Origin of the sequence: Streptomyces flaveus, from assembly GCF_014647675.1 — a bacterium.
In the GTDB taxonomy this organism is placed as follows: domain Bacteria; phylum Actinomycetota; class Actinomycetes; order Streptomycetales; family Streptomycetaceae; genus Streptomyces; species Streptomyces flaveus.
In genome coordinates this window covers 22,815-38,778 of record NZ_BMPQ01000034.1, presented here as the reverse complement: position 1 = coordinate 38,778, position 15,964 = coordinate 22,815, and the positions used below count along the sequence as shown (strand labels likewise).

13 protein-coding genes and 1 pseudogene are annotated in these 15,964 nt (G+C 69.4%); 7 read left to right on the top strand and 7 right to left on the bottom strand.

What is annotated here, in order from left to right:
* Positions 1–4 precede the first annotated feature (4 nt).
* Entirely contained in the window at positions 5–877 is an 873-nt protein-coding gene (locus IEZ21_RS39370) for an LLM class flavin-dependent oxidoreductase (RefSeq protein ID WP_189326623.1), read from the top strand.
* A gap of 204 nt (positions 878–1,081) precedes the next feature.
* A complete protein-coding gene (locus tag IEZ21_RS39365; protein WP_189326622.1) occupies positions 1,082–1,849 on the top strand; it encodes a class I SAM-dependent methyltransferase in 768 nt (255 codons plus the stop codon).
* Between the two features lie 9 nt (positions 1,850–1,858).
* Here IEZ21_RS39365 and IEZ21_RS39360 read toward each other — a convergent pair whose 3' ends face one another.
* Positions 1,859–2,206 (bottom strand): ArsR/SmtB family transcription factor, encoded by a 348-nt coding sequence (locus IEZ21_RS39360; RefSeq protein WP_033323600.1) that lies wholly within the window; start codon positions 2,204–2,206, stop codon positions 1,859–1,861.
* A gap of 49 nt (positions 2,207–2,255) precedes the next feature.
* Positions 2,256–2,591 carry a DUF192 domain-containing protein gene (locus IEZ21_RS39355; protein ID WP_189326621.1) on the bottom strand — a complete coding sequence of 112 codons (336 nt, stop codon included), beginning with the start codon at positions 2,589–2,591 and terminating at the stop codon, positions 2,256–2,258.
* Positions 2,592–3,449: 858 nt separating this feature from the next.
* Here IEZ21_RS39355 and IEZ21_RS39350 point away from each other — a divergent pair.
* The 4 genes from IEZ21_RS39350 (at position 3,450) to IEZ21_RS39335 (ending at position 8,617) form a co-directional block, all read left to right on the top strand.
* Entirely contained in the window at positions 3,450–4,223 is a 774-nt protein-coding gene (locus tag IEZ21_RS39350; RefSeq protein ID WP_033323596.1) for an isoprenyl transferase, read from the top strand.
* 453 nt (positions 4,224–4,676) lie between these two features.
* The gene (phoH2, locus tag IEZ21_RS39345) at positions 4,677–6,002 is read left to right on the top strand and encodes an RNA 5'-3' helicase PhoH2 (protein WP_033323758.1); all 1,326 of its coding nucleotides are present in this window, start codon (positions 4,677–4,679) and stop codon (positions 6,000–6,002) included.
* A gap of 417 nt (positions 6,003–6,419) precedes the next feature.
* The gene (locus IEZ21_RS39340; protein ID WP_506004893.1) at positions 6,420–7,124 is read left to right on the top strand and encodes a lysozyme family protein; all 705 of its coding nucleotides are present in this window, start codon (positions 6,420–6,422) and stop codon (positions 7,122–7,124) included.
* A gap of 125 nt (positions 7,125–7,249) precedes the next feature.
* On the top strand, positions 7,250–8,617 hold the full coding sequence (locus IEZ21_RS39335) for an AI-2E family transporter (RefSeq protein WP_189326619.1): 1,368 nt from the start codon (positions 7,250–7,252) through the stop codon (positions 8,615–8,617).
* A gap of 130 nt (positions 8,618–8,747) precedes the next feature.
* On the opposite strand, the gene ahpD is transcribed toward IEZ21_RS39335, so the two are convergent.
* From ahpD to IEZ21_RS39310, 5 genes and pseudogenes are all read right to left on the bottom strand, one after another.
* Positions 8,748–9,293, bottom strand: a complete 546-nt coding sequence (gene ahpD / locus IEZ21_RS39330) for an alkylhydroperoxidase, AhpD family (RefSeq protein WP_189326618.1) — start codon at positions 9,291–9,293, stop codon at positions 8,748–8,750.
* A gap of 92 nt (positions 9,294–9,385) precedes the next feature.
* Positions 9,386–11,728 (bottom strand): ABC transporter permease, encoded by a 2,343-nt coding sequence (locus IEZ21_RS39325; RefSeq protein ID WP_189326617.1) that lies wholly within the window; start codon positions 11,726–11,728, stop codon positions 9,386–9,388.
* The gene (locus IEZ21_RS39320; RefSeq protein WP_189326616.1) at positions 11,725–12,411 is read right to left on the bottom strand and encodes an ABC transporter ATP-binding protein; all 687 of its coding nucleotides are present in this window, start codon (positions 12,409–12,411) and stop codon (positions 11,725–11,727) included. The genes IEZ21_RS39325 and IEZ21_RS39320 overlap by 4 nt, the downstream gene beginning before the upstream one ends.
* Positions 12,408–12,932, bottom strand: coding sequence for a PadR family transcriptional regulator (locus IEZ21_RS39315; protein WP_033323585.1), 525 nt, complete (start codon positions 12,930–12,932; stop codon positions 12,408–12,410). Before IEZ21_RS39315 ends, IEZ21_RS39320 begins: the two co-directional genes overlap by 4 nt.
* Before the next feature lie 207 nt (positions 12,933–13,139).
* Positions 13,140–13,379: pseudogene (locus IEZ21_RS39310) on the bottom strand (Uma2 family endonuclease); the annotation flags it as partial.
* A gap of 257 nt (positions 13,380–13,636) precedes the next feature.
* On the opposite strand from IEZ21_RS39310, the gene IEZ21_RS39305 reads away from it, so the two are divergent.
* Complete coding sequence (locus IEZ21_RS39305) at positions 13,637–15,958, top strand: transglycosylase domain-containing protein (RefSeq protein WP_189326614.1); 2,322 nt, start codon at positions 13,637–13,639, stop codon at positions 15,956–15,958.
* The last annotated feature ends 6 nt before the right edge of the window (positions 15,959–15,964 follow it).

Below are 15,964 nucleotides of genomic sequence, written 5' to 3'. Positions count from 1 at the left end.
GCACATGACTGCTCTCGGTGCCGTGTTCCGTCCCCAACTGCCGCCCGAAAAGCTGCGAGAGGTGGTTCGTACCGCCGATGCGGCGGGGCTCGAAGAGCTGTGGCTGTGGGAGGACTGCTTCCTGGAGGGCGGGGTCTCCACCGCGTCCGCCGCGCTCGCCTGGACCGAGCGGCTGCGGGTCGGGATCGGGCTGCTGCCCGTGCCCCTGCGGAACGTCGCCCTCACCGCCATGGAGACCGCCACCCTCGACCGCCTGTTCCCCGGCCGCTTCACGCTGACCGTCGGGCACGGGGTGCAGGACTGGATGGGACAGGTCGGGGCGCGGGCCGAATCGCCGGTCACGTTGCTGCGCGAGTACCTCGACGCGCTACGGGCCCTGTTGCGCGGCGAGCGCGTCACCACCGACGGGCGGTACGTGAAGCTGGACGATGTCGCCCTCGACTGGCCCCCGCCCGCCGCGCCCGCGGTCCTGGCCGGAGTCACCGGCCCCCGTTCGCTGCGCCTTTCCGGTGAGGCGGCCGACGGTACGCTGCTCACCGCCTCCACCCCGCCCGACGGTGTACGGAAGGCTCGCCAACTCATCGACGAGGGGCGGAAGTCGGCCACCCGCACCGACCCCCATCGCATCGTCGTCTACCTCCTCACCGCCACCGGACCGGACGCCGCCGCCCGTCTCAAGGCTGAACAAATCGCCGAGGGCGAGGACAAGATCCCCGGCCTCGGAGCCGCCGGCGACGCCGACACGGTCGCCAAGGCCGTACAACGCCTGGCCGACGCCGGAGCCGACACCGTGATCCTCCAGCCCACAGCCGACGAACCGGACCCCGAAGGCTTCGTCCGCTTCGCGGCGGAGGAGGTACGGCCACTCGTTCCGTAGGAACCAAAGCGCTTCGCTGGAAGAAGAGTGTTTAACCTGCGGGCCGGTGGGGGCTGGTCGCGCAGTTCCCCGCGCCCCTATCGGGGCCTGCGGCCCCTCTAGCGGGCGCGGTACCGCACCGGACTTCACAAGGCCGCCCAGGGCAGCCGTAGCCCGGAGAAATCCAGTCGCGGTCCCGCACGACCGGCTGCCACGATCGGCTCCATGAGCCAGTCACCCACCACCTTCGAAGACCTCGTCGCCGAAGCCGAAGCCGCCCCCACCGAGGGCTGGGACTTCTCCTGGTTCGAGGGGCGGGCCACCGAGGCGCGCCCGTCGTGGGGCTACGCGCGGGCCATGGGGGAGCGGCTGGCGAAGGCCGAAGCCGCGCTCGACATCCAGACCGGCGGGGGTGAAGTCCTCAACACTGCGGACCGGCTCCCGCCCCTCACCGTCGCCACCGAGGGCTGGCCACCGAACGTCGCCAAGGCCACCGCCCTCCTCCGCCCGCGCGGCGCGGTTGTCGTCGCGTCACCGGAGGACGCCCCGCTGCCGTTCGCGGACGAGGCGTTCGACCTGGTCGTGAGTCGGCACCCGGTGCAGGCGCACTGGACCGAGATCGCCCGCGTCCTCAGGCCCGGCGGCACGTACTTCGCCCAGCACGTGGGTCCCAGCAGCGCGTACGAGGTCGTCGAGTACTTCCTCGGCCCCCAGTCGGAGGCTGCCCGCAACGCCCGCCACCCCGACCACGAACGCGCCGGGGCCGAGGCAGCCGGGCTCGAGATCGTCGACCTGCGGGCGGAACGGCTGCGGATGGAGTTCTACGACATCGGCGCGGTCGTGCACTTCCTGCGCAAGGTGGTGTGGATGGTCCCCGGCTTCACCGTCGACCAGTACCGGGACCGACTGCGTGAGCTGCACGAACGGATCGAGGCGGAGGGCCCGTTCGTGGCCCACAGCGCCCGCCACCTCATCGAGGCCCGCAAACCGTGAACCGGGGGCTCAGGCCTCGTCCCGCAAGCCCAGCCGTAGGTGCTCCACGTGATGCAGCGCCTGCTCCAGCAGCTCCGCGACATGGTTGTCGTACAGCGCGTACACGATCGACCGCCCGCGCCGCTCACCCGTGACGAGCCCGAGGTTCCGCAGCAGCCGGAGCTGATGCGAACAGGCCGACTGCTCGAGCCCCGCCGCCTCCGCGAGCTCACCGACCGCGCACGGCCCCTCCTGCAGGCGGGCCAGTATGCGCAGCCGCGAGGGCGTGGCCAGGGCCTGGAGCGTGGCGGCGACGTCCACGGCGCCGACGGCGTCCAGACGTTCGCGGGTGCTCTTCTCATCGACTCCGTGGCCCATGACGCCATGGTATCGACGCGGCCGGATCGGTAGCCGTCATCGGTAGCCATCAGAAGTCCCGTACGGTGACCCGCACTCCGGGCCGCAGGCCCCACCGCTCCATCGCGCCGGCCTCCGCCTCCAGTACATGCCGGGCCCGGAACCTGGGCAGCCCGACCCGGCCCGGACGCATCGTCCGCACCGCCAGGACCCGTAACGTCCGGTCCAGGTAGGCCACGTCGATCGCGAACCGCATCCTCACCGTGTGCACCGCGCTCGCCGGAGTCAGGAGCAGCGCGCCCTCGATCCCGTCTCGCCCGAGCAGCCCGCGGCGCCTGGCCCGGGCCGACTCGGCGAGCTCCAGCGGGATGGGCTCCGGTGTCTCCGGGGTGGTGAGGGTGGCCATGGCTGCGAAGTTAGCGACGGCGTCAAGCGGGCGTGGGCGGTTGGTTCACTCTTGTGGAGTACGCCGGGAACATGCCACCGAAGGTCCCACAAGCAGTCAGAAACCGCTGAATTCCTCCTCATCCTCGTTGTTCTCCTTGGATTCCGTTGTGATTCGGCCATGATCAGCACCGGAATCAACGTCTCCGCATCCACCCCGGCGTTGCCGGACAGTTTCGGAGAGTAGTTATTTCACGCCGATGCACGCAGCAGCACTTACGAAGGGTTATGGTGGAAACCCCCCCTCGGGCCGGTCCGTATCCCCCCCACGGACCGGCCCGTTTTTTGTGCGCTCCTGGGGGGCGGGTGTTTTCGCCCCCGCCGCCCTTACCCTCCCCCACTCTCGGCTTCGCTCGAGCGGGGGGACCCCCATCATCCCGGGGCTGGCCCCGGACCCCGCCAGGGGCTCTGCCCCTGGACCCCGCTGGGGGCGCAGCCCCCAGACCCCGCATCGGCCTGAACGGCCTCGTCCTCAAGCGCCGGACGGGCTGGTTGATGCGGGCCTGCGCTGACAAAGTTCGGCCACGGAAAATCAGCCCCTCCGGCGTTTGAGGAGCGGGGGTCCGGGGGCTGGCCCTCGAAACGGGGTCCGGGGCGGAGCCCCGAGTGGGTCCAGGGGCGGAGCCCCTGGCTGGGCTCTGGGGCGCAGCCCTCAGCGGGGCCCCGGGGCCTGACCCCGGGATGGGACGGGTAGGGGCGGCGGCGAAAAACCACCCCCGCCCCCGCACAGCCCTTGCACCCAAGGAGCCCCCGGCCCCCCACAGCGGTAGGGTGTCGCCCTCGGGGGATCGCCATCTGCACGGAGGGGCTGACTAATAACGTGAACCTGCGCGACAACCTGCGCCGCTTGCTGCTCAGGGTCTACGCACGCAGGGTGGAGGTCCACCTCGACCACGACCAGGTGCCCAAGCACATCGGGGTCATCATGGACGGCAACCGGCGCTGGGCGAAGGCGGCCGGGAGCACCACGGCCCAGGGGCACCGTGCGGGCGCGGACAAGATCGAGGAGTTCCTCGGCTGGTGTTCCGAGACCGATGTCGAGCGTGTCACCCTCTGGCTGCTGTCCACGGACAACTTCGACCGGCCGCAGGAAGAGCTGGTCCCGCTGTTCGGGATCATCGAGAACGTCGTCCGCACCCTCGCCGCCGACGGCCGCTGGCGCGTCCACCACGTCGGTACGCCGGACCTCCTGCCCTCGCATGTGCAGACCGCCCTCAAGGAGGCCGAGCAGTCCACGGCCCATGTCGAGGGGATAGTGGTGAACGTCGCCATCGGCTACGGCGGCCGTCAGGAGATCGCCGACGCCGTCCGCTCGATGCTTCTTGACCACGCGGACAAGGGCACCTCCATGGAGCAGCTCGCCGAGAGCGTCGACGTCGACATGATCGGCAAGCACCTCTACACCAGCGACCAGCCCGACCCCGACCTGGTGATCCGTACCAGTGGCGAACAGCGGCTGTCCGGATTCATGCTCTGGCAGACCGCGCACTCCGAGTACTACTTCTGCGAGGTCTTCTGGCCGGCCTTCCGCAAGGTCGACTTCCTGCGCGCCCTGCGTGACTACGCGGCGCGACACCGCCGCTACGGAGGCTAGGCTCCCTTTTTTTGGGCTCGGTTCGCCTCCGGGGCGCTGCAGCCGGTGTCGAGGGCACGACCGTGCTCGACCCTCCTTCGTCGGGCACTCCGCGCGGTCGTGCCCTCGACACCGACGCGCCCCTTCGGCTCACTCGCCGGGTGAGTTCTCGCTCATCAGCGGCGTACTCAGTGACGTATGTCATCTGGAGTTAACGCGCTCGCCGTCACATGCCGTGGCATGGCCGCGCCTCATCCAGGGCATAAGCCCTCCAGGTCGACACCCGAACCACGGGTGTCGTATCTCAGCGGACGGCACGGGGCCGTCCGCCCGGGAGGCCCTTTGCACCAGCCCGACCGTGCGGTCAGTACGGACGAAGCGGAGGGCCGGTTCTCGGCCCGTGCATCGGTGCCCGAGACCGGTCCAGATTTCCTCCGTCGCTCCCCGACCTCATCCGAGGGGGTACGTCCTTCCGTGGTGACCAGCACAAAGCGCCGTATGCCAGACCGGCGCACCTATGTTCTCGACACCAGCGTCCTGCTGGCCGACCCGCACGCCCTGAACCGCTTCGACGAGCATGAAGTCGTGCTTCCGATCGTGGTGGTCACGGAATTGGAGGCCAAGCGGCACCATCCCGAACTCGGTTACTTCGCCCGGCAGGCCCTGCGCCTGCTCGACGACTACCGGGTGAAGTACGGCCGTCTCGATGCCCCCATCCCCACAGGGGAGATGGGCGGGACCGTACGTGTCGAGCTCAATCACTCGGACCCCAGCGTGCTGCCCAGCGGCTACCGCCTGGGGGACAACGACTCCCGCATCCTCGCGGTCGCCCGCAATCTGCAGGCCGAGGGGTTCGATGTCACGGTGGTGTCGAAGGACCTGCCGCTGAGGATCAAAGCCTCGTCCGTGGGGCTCCTCGCCGAGGAGTACCGCGCGGAGCTCGCCATCACGGGCTCCTCCGGCTGGACCGGAATGTCCGAACTGACGCTCGCCGGCGAGCAGGTGGACCTCCTCTTCGACCAGGAGAGCCTGTACGTCCCCGAGGCGTCCGGGTACCCGGTGCACACGGGTCTGACGATCCAGTCCGAGCGCGGCAAGGCCCTGGGGCGCGTGACGCCCGAGGGCAACGTCCGTCTCGTACGCGGCGACCGGGAGGCCTTCGGCATCAAGGGGCGCAGCGCGGAGCAGCGTATAGCGCTGGATCTGCTGCTCGACCAGGACGTCGGGATCGTGTCGATGGGCGGCCGGGCCGGCACCGGCAAGTCGGCGCTGGCGCTGTGCGCGGGACTGGAGGCCGTGCTCGAACGCCGTCAGCACCAGAAGGTGATGGTCTTCCGGCCGTTGTACGCGGTGGGCGGGCAGGAGCTGGGTTATCTGCCGGGCTCCGAGTCCGAGAAGATGAGCCCCTGGGCGCAGGCGGTCTTCGACACACTGTCGGCGGTCACCTCGCGTGAGGTCATCGAAGAGGTCACCGCGCGCGGCATGCTGGAGGTCCTTCCGCTCACGCACATCCGCGGCCGTTCTCTCCACGACGCGTTCGTGATCGTGGACGAGGCCCAATCCCTGGAACGGAACGTCCTGTTGACCGTTCTGTCCCGAATCGGCGCGAATTCACGGGTCGTTCTGACCCATGACGTGGCCCAGCGGGACAATCTCAGGGTCGGCCGGTACGACGGAGTCGTGGCCGTCATCGAGAAGCTGAAGGGTCATCCGCTCTTCGCGCACGTGACGCTCACCCGGTCCGAGAGGTCCCAGATTGCGGCACTGGTGACGGAAATGCTGGAGGACGGGCAGGTCTGACCGAAGTGCTCAACTTCATAGCGGTTGCGCGCTAGTTGGCGCCGTCCAGCAAAGGCAGTGAGCCTAGCTGGGCGGCGCCTCGGCGTGTGCCGCTTTCCGAAATCTCCTGGGCCAAACAAGGTGTGAGCTTTCACACGCGGCACAGAATTGCCTCCCACCATCGGGTTACGGCAGAGTCTCACTCCTGTCAGGCCCCGCATACGACACACCGGTACCCCCAGCGGTACGGCACCACAGCAGGACCCCCAGAACTCCATACAGTCGTCGTATGCCGCCCGAGTACCTCGCGGCGCTCCCCGCAAGGGAGTTGTCCACCGGGCCCGTGCCTCCCGTGACCCCGCAGTTGGGAGGCCAGTGTCAGGGGCACGATTGCGTCTGCCAGGGTCACCACGGCGGGCGATGCTGGAAGGAAACCGTGTGAGCCGGATCTCGGTCCGGGGATTCGCAGTGGCCTCGGCCACCGCGGTCACCACTGTCGGCTGTGTCGTCGGTGTTGCCTCGGGTAGTACCGTGCAGACCCCGTCCGAGGACGCCGAGGCGCTCGTCGGCGACTCGACGCTCCTCGCGGACCTCCCCGCGGGCCAGCAGGCCCAGGTGCAGACCGCGTCCCTGACACAGCAGGCGGACTCTCAGGCCATCGCGGCGGACACCACCGCCAAGAAGGACGCCGAGGCAGCCGCGCGCAAGAAGGCCGCCGAGAACGCGGTGGCCAAGCAGAAGGCCGCCGAGAAGGCCGAGCAGGAGGCGAAGGAGCGCGAGAAGGCCAGGCAGGAAGCTGCCAGCCGTTCCGCGACGCGTGACCCGTCCAGCTTCGCGCCCCAGGCCTCGTACTCCGTCGCGGACATCCAAGCGATGGCGCGGCAGATTGTCCCCGCGGGTCAGTTCCAGTGCTTCAGCGCCATCGTCGACCATGAGTCCGACTGGAACTACCGGGCCGACAACCCCACCTCCGACGCCTATGGCCTCATGCAGGCGCTGCCGGGTTCCAAGATGTCCTCGGCCGGCGCCGACTGGGCGACCAATCCGGCCACCCAGATCAAGTGGGGTCTCAACTACATGGAAGGCCGGTACGGCAGCCCGTGCGGGGCCTGGGAATTCTGGCAGGCCAACAACTGGTACTGACCCGCTCGCCGCTCAACCTCGCGGAGCCCCTCACCGTCCTTCGGTGAGGGGCTTTCCGCATGTACGGTCGGACGCGACAACTCCAGGGGGGAGTGGTGGGTGGCTTAGGGGGAAGAGGGCGGATCATGTCGCGAGTGCCAGGGTGGCTCGGCCGGGTCGGTGCCGGGTTCACCCGCATGGGAGAGCGGTTGGAGGAGCGGCGTCGCGCCGAGGCCGAGAAGGACGTCCAGGAGGACTCCGGGCCGGCCGCTCCCGATCACGTGCCGCCCCCGCCTCCGTACGCCCCTGCCGTCGCTCCTCCCCGCCCCGATCCCGCCGCGGCCGTGCCGTGGGGGATGCGGGTCGCCGCCGAGGCCGGCTGGCGGCTGCTCGTTCTCGCGGGCACCCTCTGGGTGCTGATGCGGATCATCAGCGCCGTACAGCTCGTCGTCCTCGCCTTCGTGGCCGCGCTGCTCATCACCGCGCTGCTCCAGCCCACGGTGGCCCGTCTGCAGCGGTACGGGGTTCCGCGCGGGCTCGCCACCGCGCTCACCGCGGTCCTCGGCTTCGTCATCATCGGGCTCATCGGATGGTTCGTGACCTGGCAGGTCATGGAGAACATCGACAACCTCTCCGACGAGATCCAGGACGGCATCGACGAGCTGCGCCGCTGGCTGCTCAACAGCCCGTTCCATGTCACCGAGGACCAGATCAACGACATCGCCAAGAACCTGCGTGAGGCGATCAGCGCGAACACCGACGAGATCACCTCGGCGGGCCTGGAGGGCGTCACGGTCATCGTGGAGGCGCTGACCGGCATCCTCCTGACGATGTTCTCGACGCTGTTCCTCCTCTACGACGGCAAGCGCATCTGGCAGTGGTCGCTCAAGCTCGTCCCGGCCGCCGCCCGTCCCGGCGTCGCGGGCGCGGGCCCGCGCGCATGGCGGACGCTCACCGCCTACGTCCGCGGCACGGTGCTGGTGGCCCTGATCGACGCCGTGTTCATCGGCCTCGGCATCTTCTTCCTCGATGTCCCGATGGCCGTTCCGCTCGCCGTGTTCATCTTCCTGTTCTCCTTCATCCCGCTCGTGGGCGCGGTCGTGTCGGGTGCCCTTGCGGTGGTGGTCGCGCTGGTGACGCAGGGCGTCTTCACCGGGGTCATGACCCTGGCCGTCGTCCTGGCGGTCCAGCAGATCGAGGGCCACATCCTCCAGCCCTTCATCCTGGGCCGCGCGGTCCGCGTCCATCCCCTCGCGGTGGTGCTGGCCGTCGCGGCGGGCGGCCTGGTCGCGGGGATCGGCGGCGCGGTGGTGGCGGTGCCGCTGGTCGCCGTGACGAACACGGTGGTCGGCTATCTGCGCGCGCACTCCCGCGATGCTTCTCTACGGCACTCTCCGGCGCCGCACGGTGCCACGTCGACGGACGCGGCACCGGGGGCGGGTCGGCCGCCGGCTCCGGCTGCGGCTCCAGCTCCGGTGGAGGCGCCGCCTTCGGAGACGCCGCGAGCGGAGTAGCTTCCGAAGCTACTCCGCTAAGCGACCTTGGTTGAGTCCGGTGCGGTACCGCACCCCATTTGAGGGCCGCAGGCCCGAAAGGGGCGCGGGGAACTGCGCGACCAGCCCCCACCGGCCCGCGGTTTCATTACTACGCACCCAGCGGAGCGCTTAGTACCGCCTCCGCGTCCAGCGTGACCGCCACCGCCTGGATCACTGCCGCGATCTTGAACGCCTCCTGGATCGTCCCGCGGTCGACTCCCGCCCTGCGGAGCGCCCGCTCGTGGGAGTCGAGGCAGTCGCCGCAGCCGTTGACGGCGGACACGGCGAGGCACCAGAACTCGTGGTCCGTCCTGTCGACACCTGGGTGGCCGAGGACGTTCGTACGGAGACCGGCCCGCAGGTTCTTGTACTCCGGGTCGGAGAGCAGATGCCGTGTGCGGTGGAAGACGTTGGTCATCGCCATGGTCGCGGCGGCGGACTTGGCGGCCGTGTACGCCTCGGGAGAGAGCTTCGCTGTGGCGTCCTCGGCCAGCTCACGCAGCACACGGGGCGAGCGCGAGGCGATCGCGCAGGCCAGCACCGTGCCCCACAGCCGCTGCTGGGGCAGCTCGCTGTCGTCGATCACGGATTCGAGGTTCCGCCGCAGATCCTTGGCGTAGTCGGGGATCGCGGACTTCAGCGCGTCGAGAGCCATGCGGCACATTTTCCCTGTGGGCCGGAGGGGCTGATTTTCAGCCCCTCCGGCGTTTGAGGAGCGGGGGTCATAGGGGGCGGAGCCCCCTATATTCACTCCGTGCGCAACCCCTCCGGCCGCATCAGCCGCAGCAGGGGCGGCAGGCTGAGGACGGTCACCACGAGGACGACTCCCGCGCCGATGCCCGTCATCGCCAGCAGGCTCGACCAGTCGACACGTACCGGGACGCTCGACATCTTCAGCAGGACCGCACCGAGGGTCAGGCCCACCGCCGAGGCGAGGGCCAGGCCGAGTGCGATCGGGATCGCCGTCTGCCACAGCACCGACAGGCTCAGCGTCCTGCGCCGGGTGCCGAAGGCGACCAGCGCGGAGAGGAGCCTCTTGCGCTCGCGCAGCTGCTCCAGCTGGGAGACGAGCAGGCTCGCGCCGATGAGGAGCAGGACGCAGGCCGCGCCGACGAACAGTCCCGTACGGATGGACGCGAAGCGCGGGGACTGCTCGGTCGCGGTCATGGTCGTGGAGTCCGCGAGCGGGTCGAGTCGTGTCGCTGTGTTCCGTACGTACTCGCCGGCGTCCGGCACCGACGAGTCGAGTCCGACGTAGACCCCGACGGTGAGGGCCGGCGTGGCCTTCGCGGGCAGGGCGCCCGGTGTGGCCAGGATGCCCTCGCGCGCCCAGCCCGTCGGGTCCTTGCCCATCGTGGCCTGCTTGATGCCCTGGGGCATCGTCCAGACGACCTCCTTGCCCCGTGAATCGGTGTAGGACGGGTCGATGTAGAGCTTCCGGCCGGGCTTGCCCAGCTTCGGCGTGGTCGTGTCGTACTCGGCGTTCTGGACGGTGAAGAGGTCGCCGTCGCGGCACGAGGGCAGCTTGGCCACCTCGCGCAGGGCCGCGCAGTCGCCGACGGTCAGGTTCGCGGCGTTCACGGGGTCCTTCCGCCGGTCGGACACCGCACCGTCGGACAGGGTGAGCGTGTGCCGTACGCCCTTGGTCTGCTTCAGCTGCTGGTCGGCCTCTGCCGGTGGGACCTCGCTTCGCAGGCGAACCGTCATCTGGGCGCGCGAGAGGTCCTGACCCGTGTTCTCCGTGTAGTCGCCCTCGACGCCGGCGAACAGCATCTGCAGGGCGATCGCCCCGGCCACCGCCACCGCGATGCCGTTGACCATCCGGGCCGCCGTGCCGCTGCTCAACTGGAGGCGGCGTACGGCCAGTTGCCAAGCAACGCCGCCGGAGCCGAGGCGCCCGACGACCGCTTCCACGATCCAGGGCAGCAGCGCGGTGATGCCGACCAGCAGCAGGATGACCCCGGCGGTCACCATGTACTGGTTGAACTCGCCGTTGTCCCGGCCCTGCCCGATCATCGGGTACAGCAGCCCGAGTCCGGCCAGCGGCAGCAGCAGCCGCCACCACAGCCGGCGCCGCGGCGGCTTGGCGGTGCGCACCACGCCGAGCGGCTCGATGACGACCCCGCGCAGTGCGAGCAGTGTCACTCCCACCGCGGCCGTCGGGACCGCGATCGCGACCAGCAGGGCGAGGGTGGGCGTCGGGTTCAGGTAGCTCGGGAAGACGCTGACGTGGAGGAGCTCGGCCGAGCCCGCGATCTGACGTCCGATCAGGAAGAATCCGGCTCCGAGGACCAGGCCGAGCACCGCGCCCGCGAGCGCCTCGCCGGCGGCGATCCGCCGGGTCATCCGGCTGTCGGAGCCCACCAGCCTGAGGGCCGCGAGCCGCCGGTCGCGCCGCTCGCCGCCGAACCGTACGGCCGCGGCGACGAACACGGCGACCGGCATCAGCAGCACCACGAAGACCACGAGGATCAGCAGCAGAAGGACGGGGTCCGTCCTCTCCGCCGGCTCGTCGGCCTCATGTGGCCCGAACCGGTCGATGCGAGCCACCCGGTTACCGCTGCCCGGGTCGGTGAGTTCGTCCGAGCCCCGGTAGAAGGCGAGTTCGGCCGAGCCGATCAGCCCGCTCTCGCCGATCGTGCCGGCGATCCGCTGCGGCAGCCGCTCCCGCAGCAGCTTTCCGGAGTCGGACTCCAGAAGCTCCTTCAGCGCGGGGGAGACCACCATCTCGCCCACCGCCGGGAACTTCTCGACGCCGGGCGGCAGCGGAGCCCGCGATCCTTCCGGCTTCAGCTCACGTCCCCGGACGTCCTTGTCCCGGAAGCCCGTATCCGTGTGTGCGATCAGGAGCGAGCGGTCCGATTCGGGCACGTGGGTGTTGGTGTCGCCGTAGTGCAGGTCGCTGCGGGCCTCCTCCCGGTCCTGCCGCACCGCCAGCGCGTTCGGGATCGCGGTGGTCAGCAGCAGCAGCGCCACACCGAGCCCGACGCCGGTTGCGGTCAGCAGGGCCCGGACCCACCCCTCACGTCCGCCGGCGAATGCGAACCTGAGTCCCAGGCCCAGGTCACGGGCCCACCCCCGCAGGTTCATACGACGCGCTCCATGTCCCGCGACTTCCCGTCCCGTACGACGATCTCGCGGTCCGAGTACGCGGCGACCCGCGCCTCGTGCGTGACGAGGACGATGGCGGCGTTGGCGGACCGGGCGGCGTCCGTGAGCAGGTCCATCACGCGCTCGCCGTTGAGGGAGTCGAGCGCGCCGGTGGGCTCGTCGGCGAACAGGACGCGCGGGCTGGTGACCAGCGAGCGGGCGACGGCGACGCGCTGGCCCTGGCCGCCGGAGACCTCGCCGGGCCGCTTGCCCTTGAGGTCGTCGACCTCCAGGCGCTCCATCCACTGCAGGGCGGTGCGCTCGGCCGACTTGCGGTTGCTGCCGTTCAGGCGCAGCGGCAGGGCAACGTTCTCCACGCAGGTCAACTCCGGGACGAGCTGGCCGAACTGGAAGACGAAGCCGAACTCCGAGCGCCGGAGCGCGCTGCGCTGGGTGTCGTTCATCGTCGCCATCTCACGGCCGTCGTACGTGATCGAGCCCGAGTCGGGCGTCACGATGCCGGCGAGACAGTGCAGCAGGGTCGACTTGCCGGAGCCGGACGGGCCCATCACCGCGACGATCTCGCCGGGGTGGATGGAGAACTCCGCGCCGTCGAGCGCGGTGGTCGGACCGTACGTCTTCCGCAGGTCGACGGCGGCGAGCAGGGAACCCTCGGGGGTCATCGGATCACCGCCTCGGCGAGCTTTTCGAGGCGGGCGGCGGTGAGTTCCAGCCACCGCAGGTCGGCCTCGAGGTGGAAGAGGGCGTGGTCGCAGATCAGCTGGTCGGCGAGATCGCCCTTGCGCTTGCGGTCGGTGAGGATCCGCATCATGCGCAGATGCTCGGAGCGCTGCGCGTCTAGGATCTCGGCCGCGTTCCGGTGCGTGAGCAGCGCGAGGACGACCTTGGTGTAGAGGGTCGACTGGAGGTACGGCTCCGGCTTCTCCGGCGTCGCGAGCCACCGCTGGACGTCGGTGACGCCCGCCTCGGTGATCGCGTACCGCTTCCGCTCGGGGCCGCCGCCCGCCTCTACGCCGTCGACCTCCACGAGGCCGTTCTTCAACAGCCGCGACATCGTCGAATAGACCTGGCCGTAGTGCAGCGGCCGGTCGTGACCGAACTTCTCGTCGAAGGCCCGCTTCAGGTCGTAACCGTGACGCGGTCCCGACTCCAGGAGCCCCAGAAGGGTGTGACCGATGGACATGCGGAGCACTCTACACGCCGCGTATACACGCCGTGTATACGCGGTGTGTAGAGGCGGCGGCAGGGCGTACGGGAGCGCAGGTCGAGGCCGATTGTCACGGTTCTGCTACGCGGGTCGGGGGCGGGGTGGGGGTGCCTACTCCTCGGGTTCCTCGGCGGCGGGCGGGCGTCCTCTGCGGGCGATCGGGCGGCGGCGCCGAGGTGATCGTCAGCGGCGGATGCGCGGGTCCGGTGCCGCCTGAGCTGCCGTGAGGACGGCGGTCACGTCCAGGGTGACCTCGGCGCCGATCGACTCGGGGAGCGCGACGTGCGCTCCTCGGGCGTGGACCCGGTGCGAGTCGTACCCGTCCTCCACGAGGTCGGTCAGTACATGCAGGCGGTCGTGCTTGCGGTCGACGATCACGTAGACCGGGACCTTCGCGTTGCCGTACGCCTTGACCTTCGTCCGTGAGCATCATCGTGGGCCGGGAGAGCCCGTACTGTCGGGCGTCAGACGGTTCACACATACGGGTGCAGGGCAACCTTCTGCCCCTCTCGGCCGTCGGTTCCTAGGGACGGGTGCTGATTGTCACGTCCGGAAAAGACGGGATCGGCCGTCCTATGTCGCAACGCGTGGTGTTAGTTTGCTGAGCTGACTTGAATGGCGAACCTGTGTGACGCGTGAGTTGAACGGACACTGAAGGCGAAGCGGAGCGGATCGGACCCATGGGAAGAGCGGAAGAGAGACGGGCGCGGCAGGGCGGTGGCCGCCGCCGAGCTGCCCCGAAGAGCTCCGCCGAGCGGAGCGGCATACGCCGGTTCTTCACCTGGAAGAAGGTCCTGGGCTCGTTCTTCGGCCTCTGCCTGCTGGGTATGGCTGCCTTCGTCGTGATGTACCTGATGATCGACGTCCCCAAGGGCAGCGAGGCAGTGGCGGCGGCCCAGCAGCAGAGCAACGTCTACCAGTACAGCGACGGCAAGATCATGGCCCGTACGGGCAAGGTCAACCGAGAGATCGTGGAGCTCGCCGAGGTCCCCAAGCCCGTCCAGAAGGCCTTCGTCGCCGCCGAGAACAAGTCCTTCTACAACGACGCCGGCGTCGACTTCAAGGGCACCGCCCGCGGTCTCTTCAACACCCTCTCAGGCAAGGGCAAGCAGGGTGGTTCGACGATCACCCAGCAGTACGTCAAGAACTACTACCTCGAGCAGGACCAGACCATCACCCGCAAGCTCGAGGAACTGGTCATCTCGCTGAAGGTGGACCGCACGACGTCCAAGGACGACATCCTCGCGGGCTACATGAACACCAGCTACTACGGCCGCGCCGCGTACGGCATCCAGGCCGCGGCCCAGGCGTACTACCGCGTCGACGCAAGCAAACTGACGGTGGAACAGGGCGCCTATCTCGCCGCGGTGTTGCAGGCCCCGAGCCAGTACGACTGGGCGGTCGCGACGGACACCGGCAGGGAACTCGTCAAGCAGCGCTGGGAGTACGTACTGAACAACATGGTCGAGGAGAACTGGCTCGACCCCGCCGAGCGCGACGGCATGAAGTTCCCCGAGCCCAAGGACCCGAAGGGCGCGCCGGGCCTGGAGGGGCAGAACGGCTATCTGTGGGACGCGGCCAACAGTGCGCTGCAGAAGCAGCTCGTCGCCCAGGGCAAGGCCGCCGACGCGGACGAGGCCGAGAAGATGGTCACTGCGGGCGGCTGGACCATCACGCTGAACATCGACAAGAAGAAGCAGGCGCAGCTCGAGAAGGCCGTCAAGACGCAGCTCACCAGCAAGCTGGACGCCAAGAAGCGCAAGGTCGACGCCGACGTCCAGGCCGGAGCCGTCTCCGTCGACCCGAAGACCGGCAGGGTCGTCGCGATGTACGGCGGCGTCGACTACTTCAAGCACTACACGAACAACGCGACCCGCACCGACTACCAGCCCGCCTCCACCTTCAAGCCGGTGATCCTCGCCGCAGCCGTGGACAAGGAAGCGGAGACGCAGGACGGCACGCCGATCACGGCGGACACCATCTACGACGGCACCAGCAAACGCCCCGTCACGGACAACGGCAAGAAGGTCGGATTCTCACCGCCGAACGAGGACGACGTCGACTACGGCGACGTCACCGTGCAGACGGCGATGAACAAGTCCATCAACTCCGTCTTCGCGCAGATGGGCGTCGACGTCGGCATGGAACAGGTCATGAAGACCGCGGGCGATCTCGGCATGGACACCGCGGACCTGCAGGCCGTGCCCGCGCAGACCCTCGGTTCGATGGGTGCCAGCCCGATGGAGATGGCCGGGGTGTACGCGACCCTCGCCAACCACGGCGAGAAGGTCACCCCGTCCATGATCAAGTCGGTCGAACACAAGGACCACACGGTCAAGATCCCGGACGCGATCGGCGACTCGGTCATCAGCCGCGAGGCCGCCGACACGGTCAGCTCGGTACTCACCGGCGTGGTCGACGACGGTACGGCCCGGACCTCGGTGCGCGACAACCCGGCCCGCGACGGCCAGCAGGTCGCGGGCAAGACCGGTACGTCCGACAAGAACAGGTCGGCCTGGTTCACCGGCTACACACCGAACCTGGTCACCTCGGTCGGCATGTTCGGCGAGGACGACAAGCCCCCGCACGCGCAGGTCACGCTGCAGGGCGCCACCGGCCTTCTGCCGGGCAAGGGCCGGGTCGCCGGCGGTAGTTACCCCGCTCAGATCTGGGCCGCGTACACCTTCAACGCGATGGGCGACGTCAGCAAGTTCGACCTGGAGACCAAGCAGGGCTCGGGCGTTCAACCGACGTTCACCCCGCCGCCGCCGGAGCCGACGGAGGAGCCGACGACGCCGGAGCCCACGACGGAGCCCCCGCCCCAGGAGGAGCCGACGACGGAGAAGCCGCCGGAGGAGCCCACGGACGAGCCGACGGAGCCCACAGAGGAGCCGACGCCGGAGGAGCCCACGGACGAGCCGACGGCGGACCCGATCGAGCCACCAGAGGGCGGGGACGGCGGCGGCGACGGCGACGCGGGCCCGGTGGACCCGCAGCAGTGAGACAGA

What these genes read in the sequence shown, in the direction of transcription:
- IEZ21_RS39370 (WP_189326623.1), top strand. Translation starts at nt 5, where the DNA reads ATGACTGCTCTCGGTGCCGTGTTCCGTCCCCAACTGCCGCCCGAAAAG.
- IEZ21_RS39365 (WP_189326622.1), top strand. Translation starts at nt 1,082, where the DNA reads ATGAGCCAGTCACCCACCACCTTCGAAGACCTCGTCGCCGAAGCCGAA.
- IEZ21_RS39360 (WP_033323600.1), bottom strand. Translation starts at nt 2,206, where the DNA reads ATGGGCCACGGAGTCGATGAGAAGAGCACCCGCGAACGTCTGGACGCC.
- IEZ21_RS39355 (WP_189326621.1), bottom strand. Translation starts at nt 2,591, where the DNA reads ATGGCCACCCTCACCACCCCGGAGACACCGGAGCCCATCCCGCTGGAG.
- IEZ21_RS39335 (WP_189326619.1), top strand. Translation starts at nt 7,250, where the DNA reads ATGTCGCGAGTGCCAGGGTGGCTCGGCCGGGTCGGTGCCGGGTTCACC.
- ahpD (WP_189326618.1), bottom strand. Translation starts at nt 9,293, where the DNA reads ATGGCTCTCGACGCGCTGAAGTCCGCGATCCCCGACTACGCCAAGGAT.
- IEZ21_RS39325 (WP_189326617.1), bottom strand. Translation starts at nt 11,728, where the DNA reads ATGAACCTGCGGGGGTGGGCCCGTGACCTGGGCCTGGGACTCAGGTTC.
- IEZ21_RS39320 (WP_189326616.1), bottom strand. Translation starts at nt 12,411, where the DNA reads ATGACCCCCGAGGGTTCCCTGCTCGCCGCCGTCGACCTGCGGAAGACG.
- IEZ21_RS39315 (WP_033323585.1), bottom strand. Translation starts at nt 12,932, where the DNA reads ATGTCCATCGGTCACACCCTTCTGGGGCTCCTGGAGTCGGGACCGCGT.
- IEZ21_RS39305 (WP_189326614.1), top strand. Translation starts at nt 13,637, where the DNA reads ATGGGAAGAGCGGAAGAGAGACGGGCGCGGCAGGGCGGTGGCCGCCGC.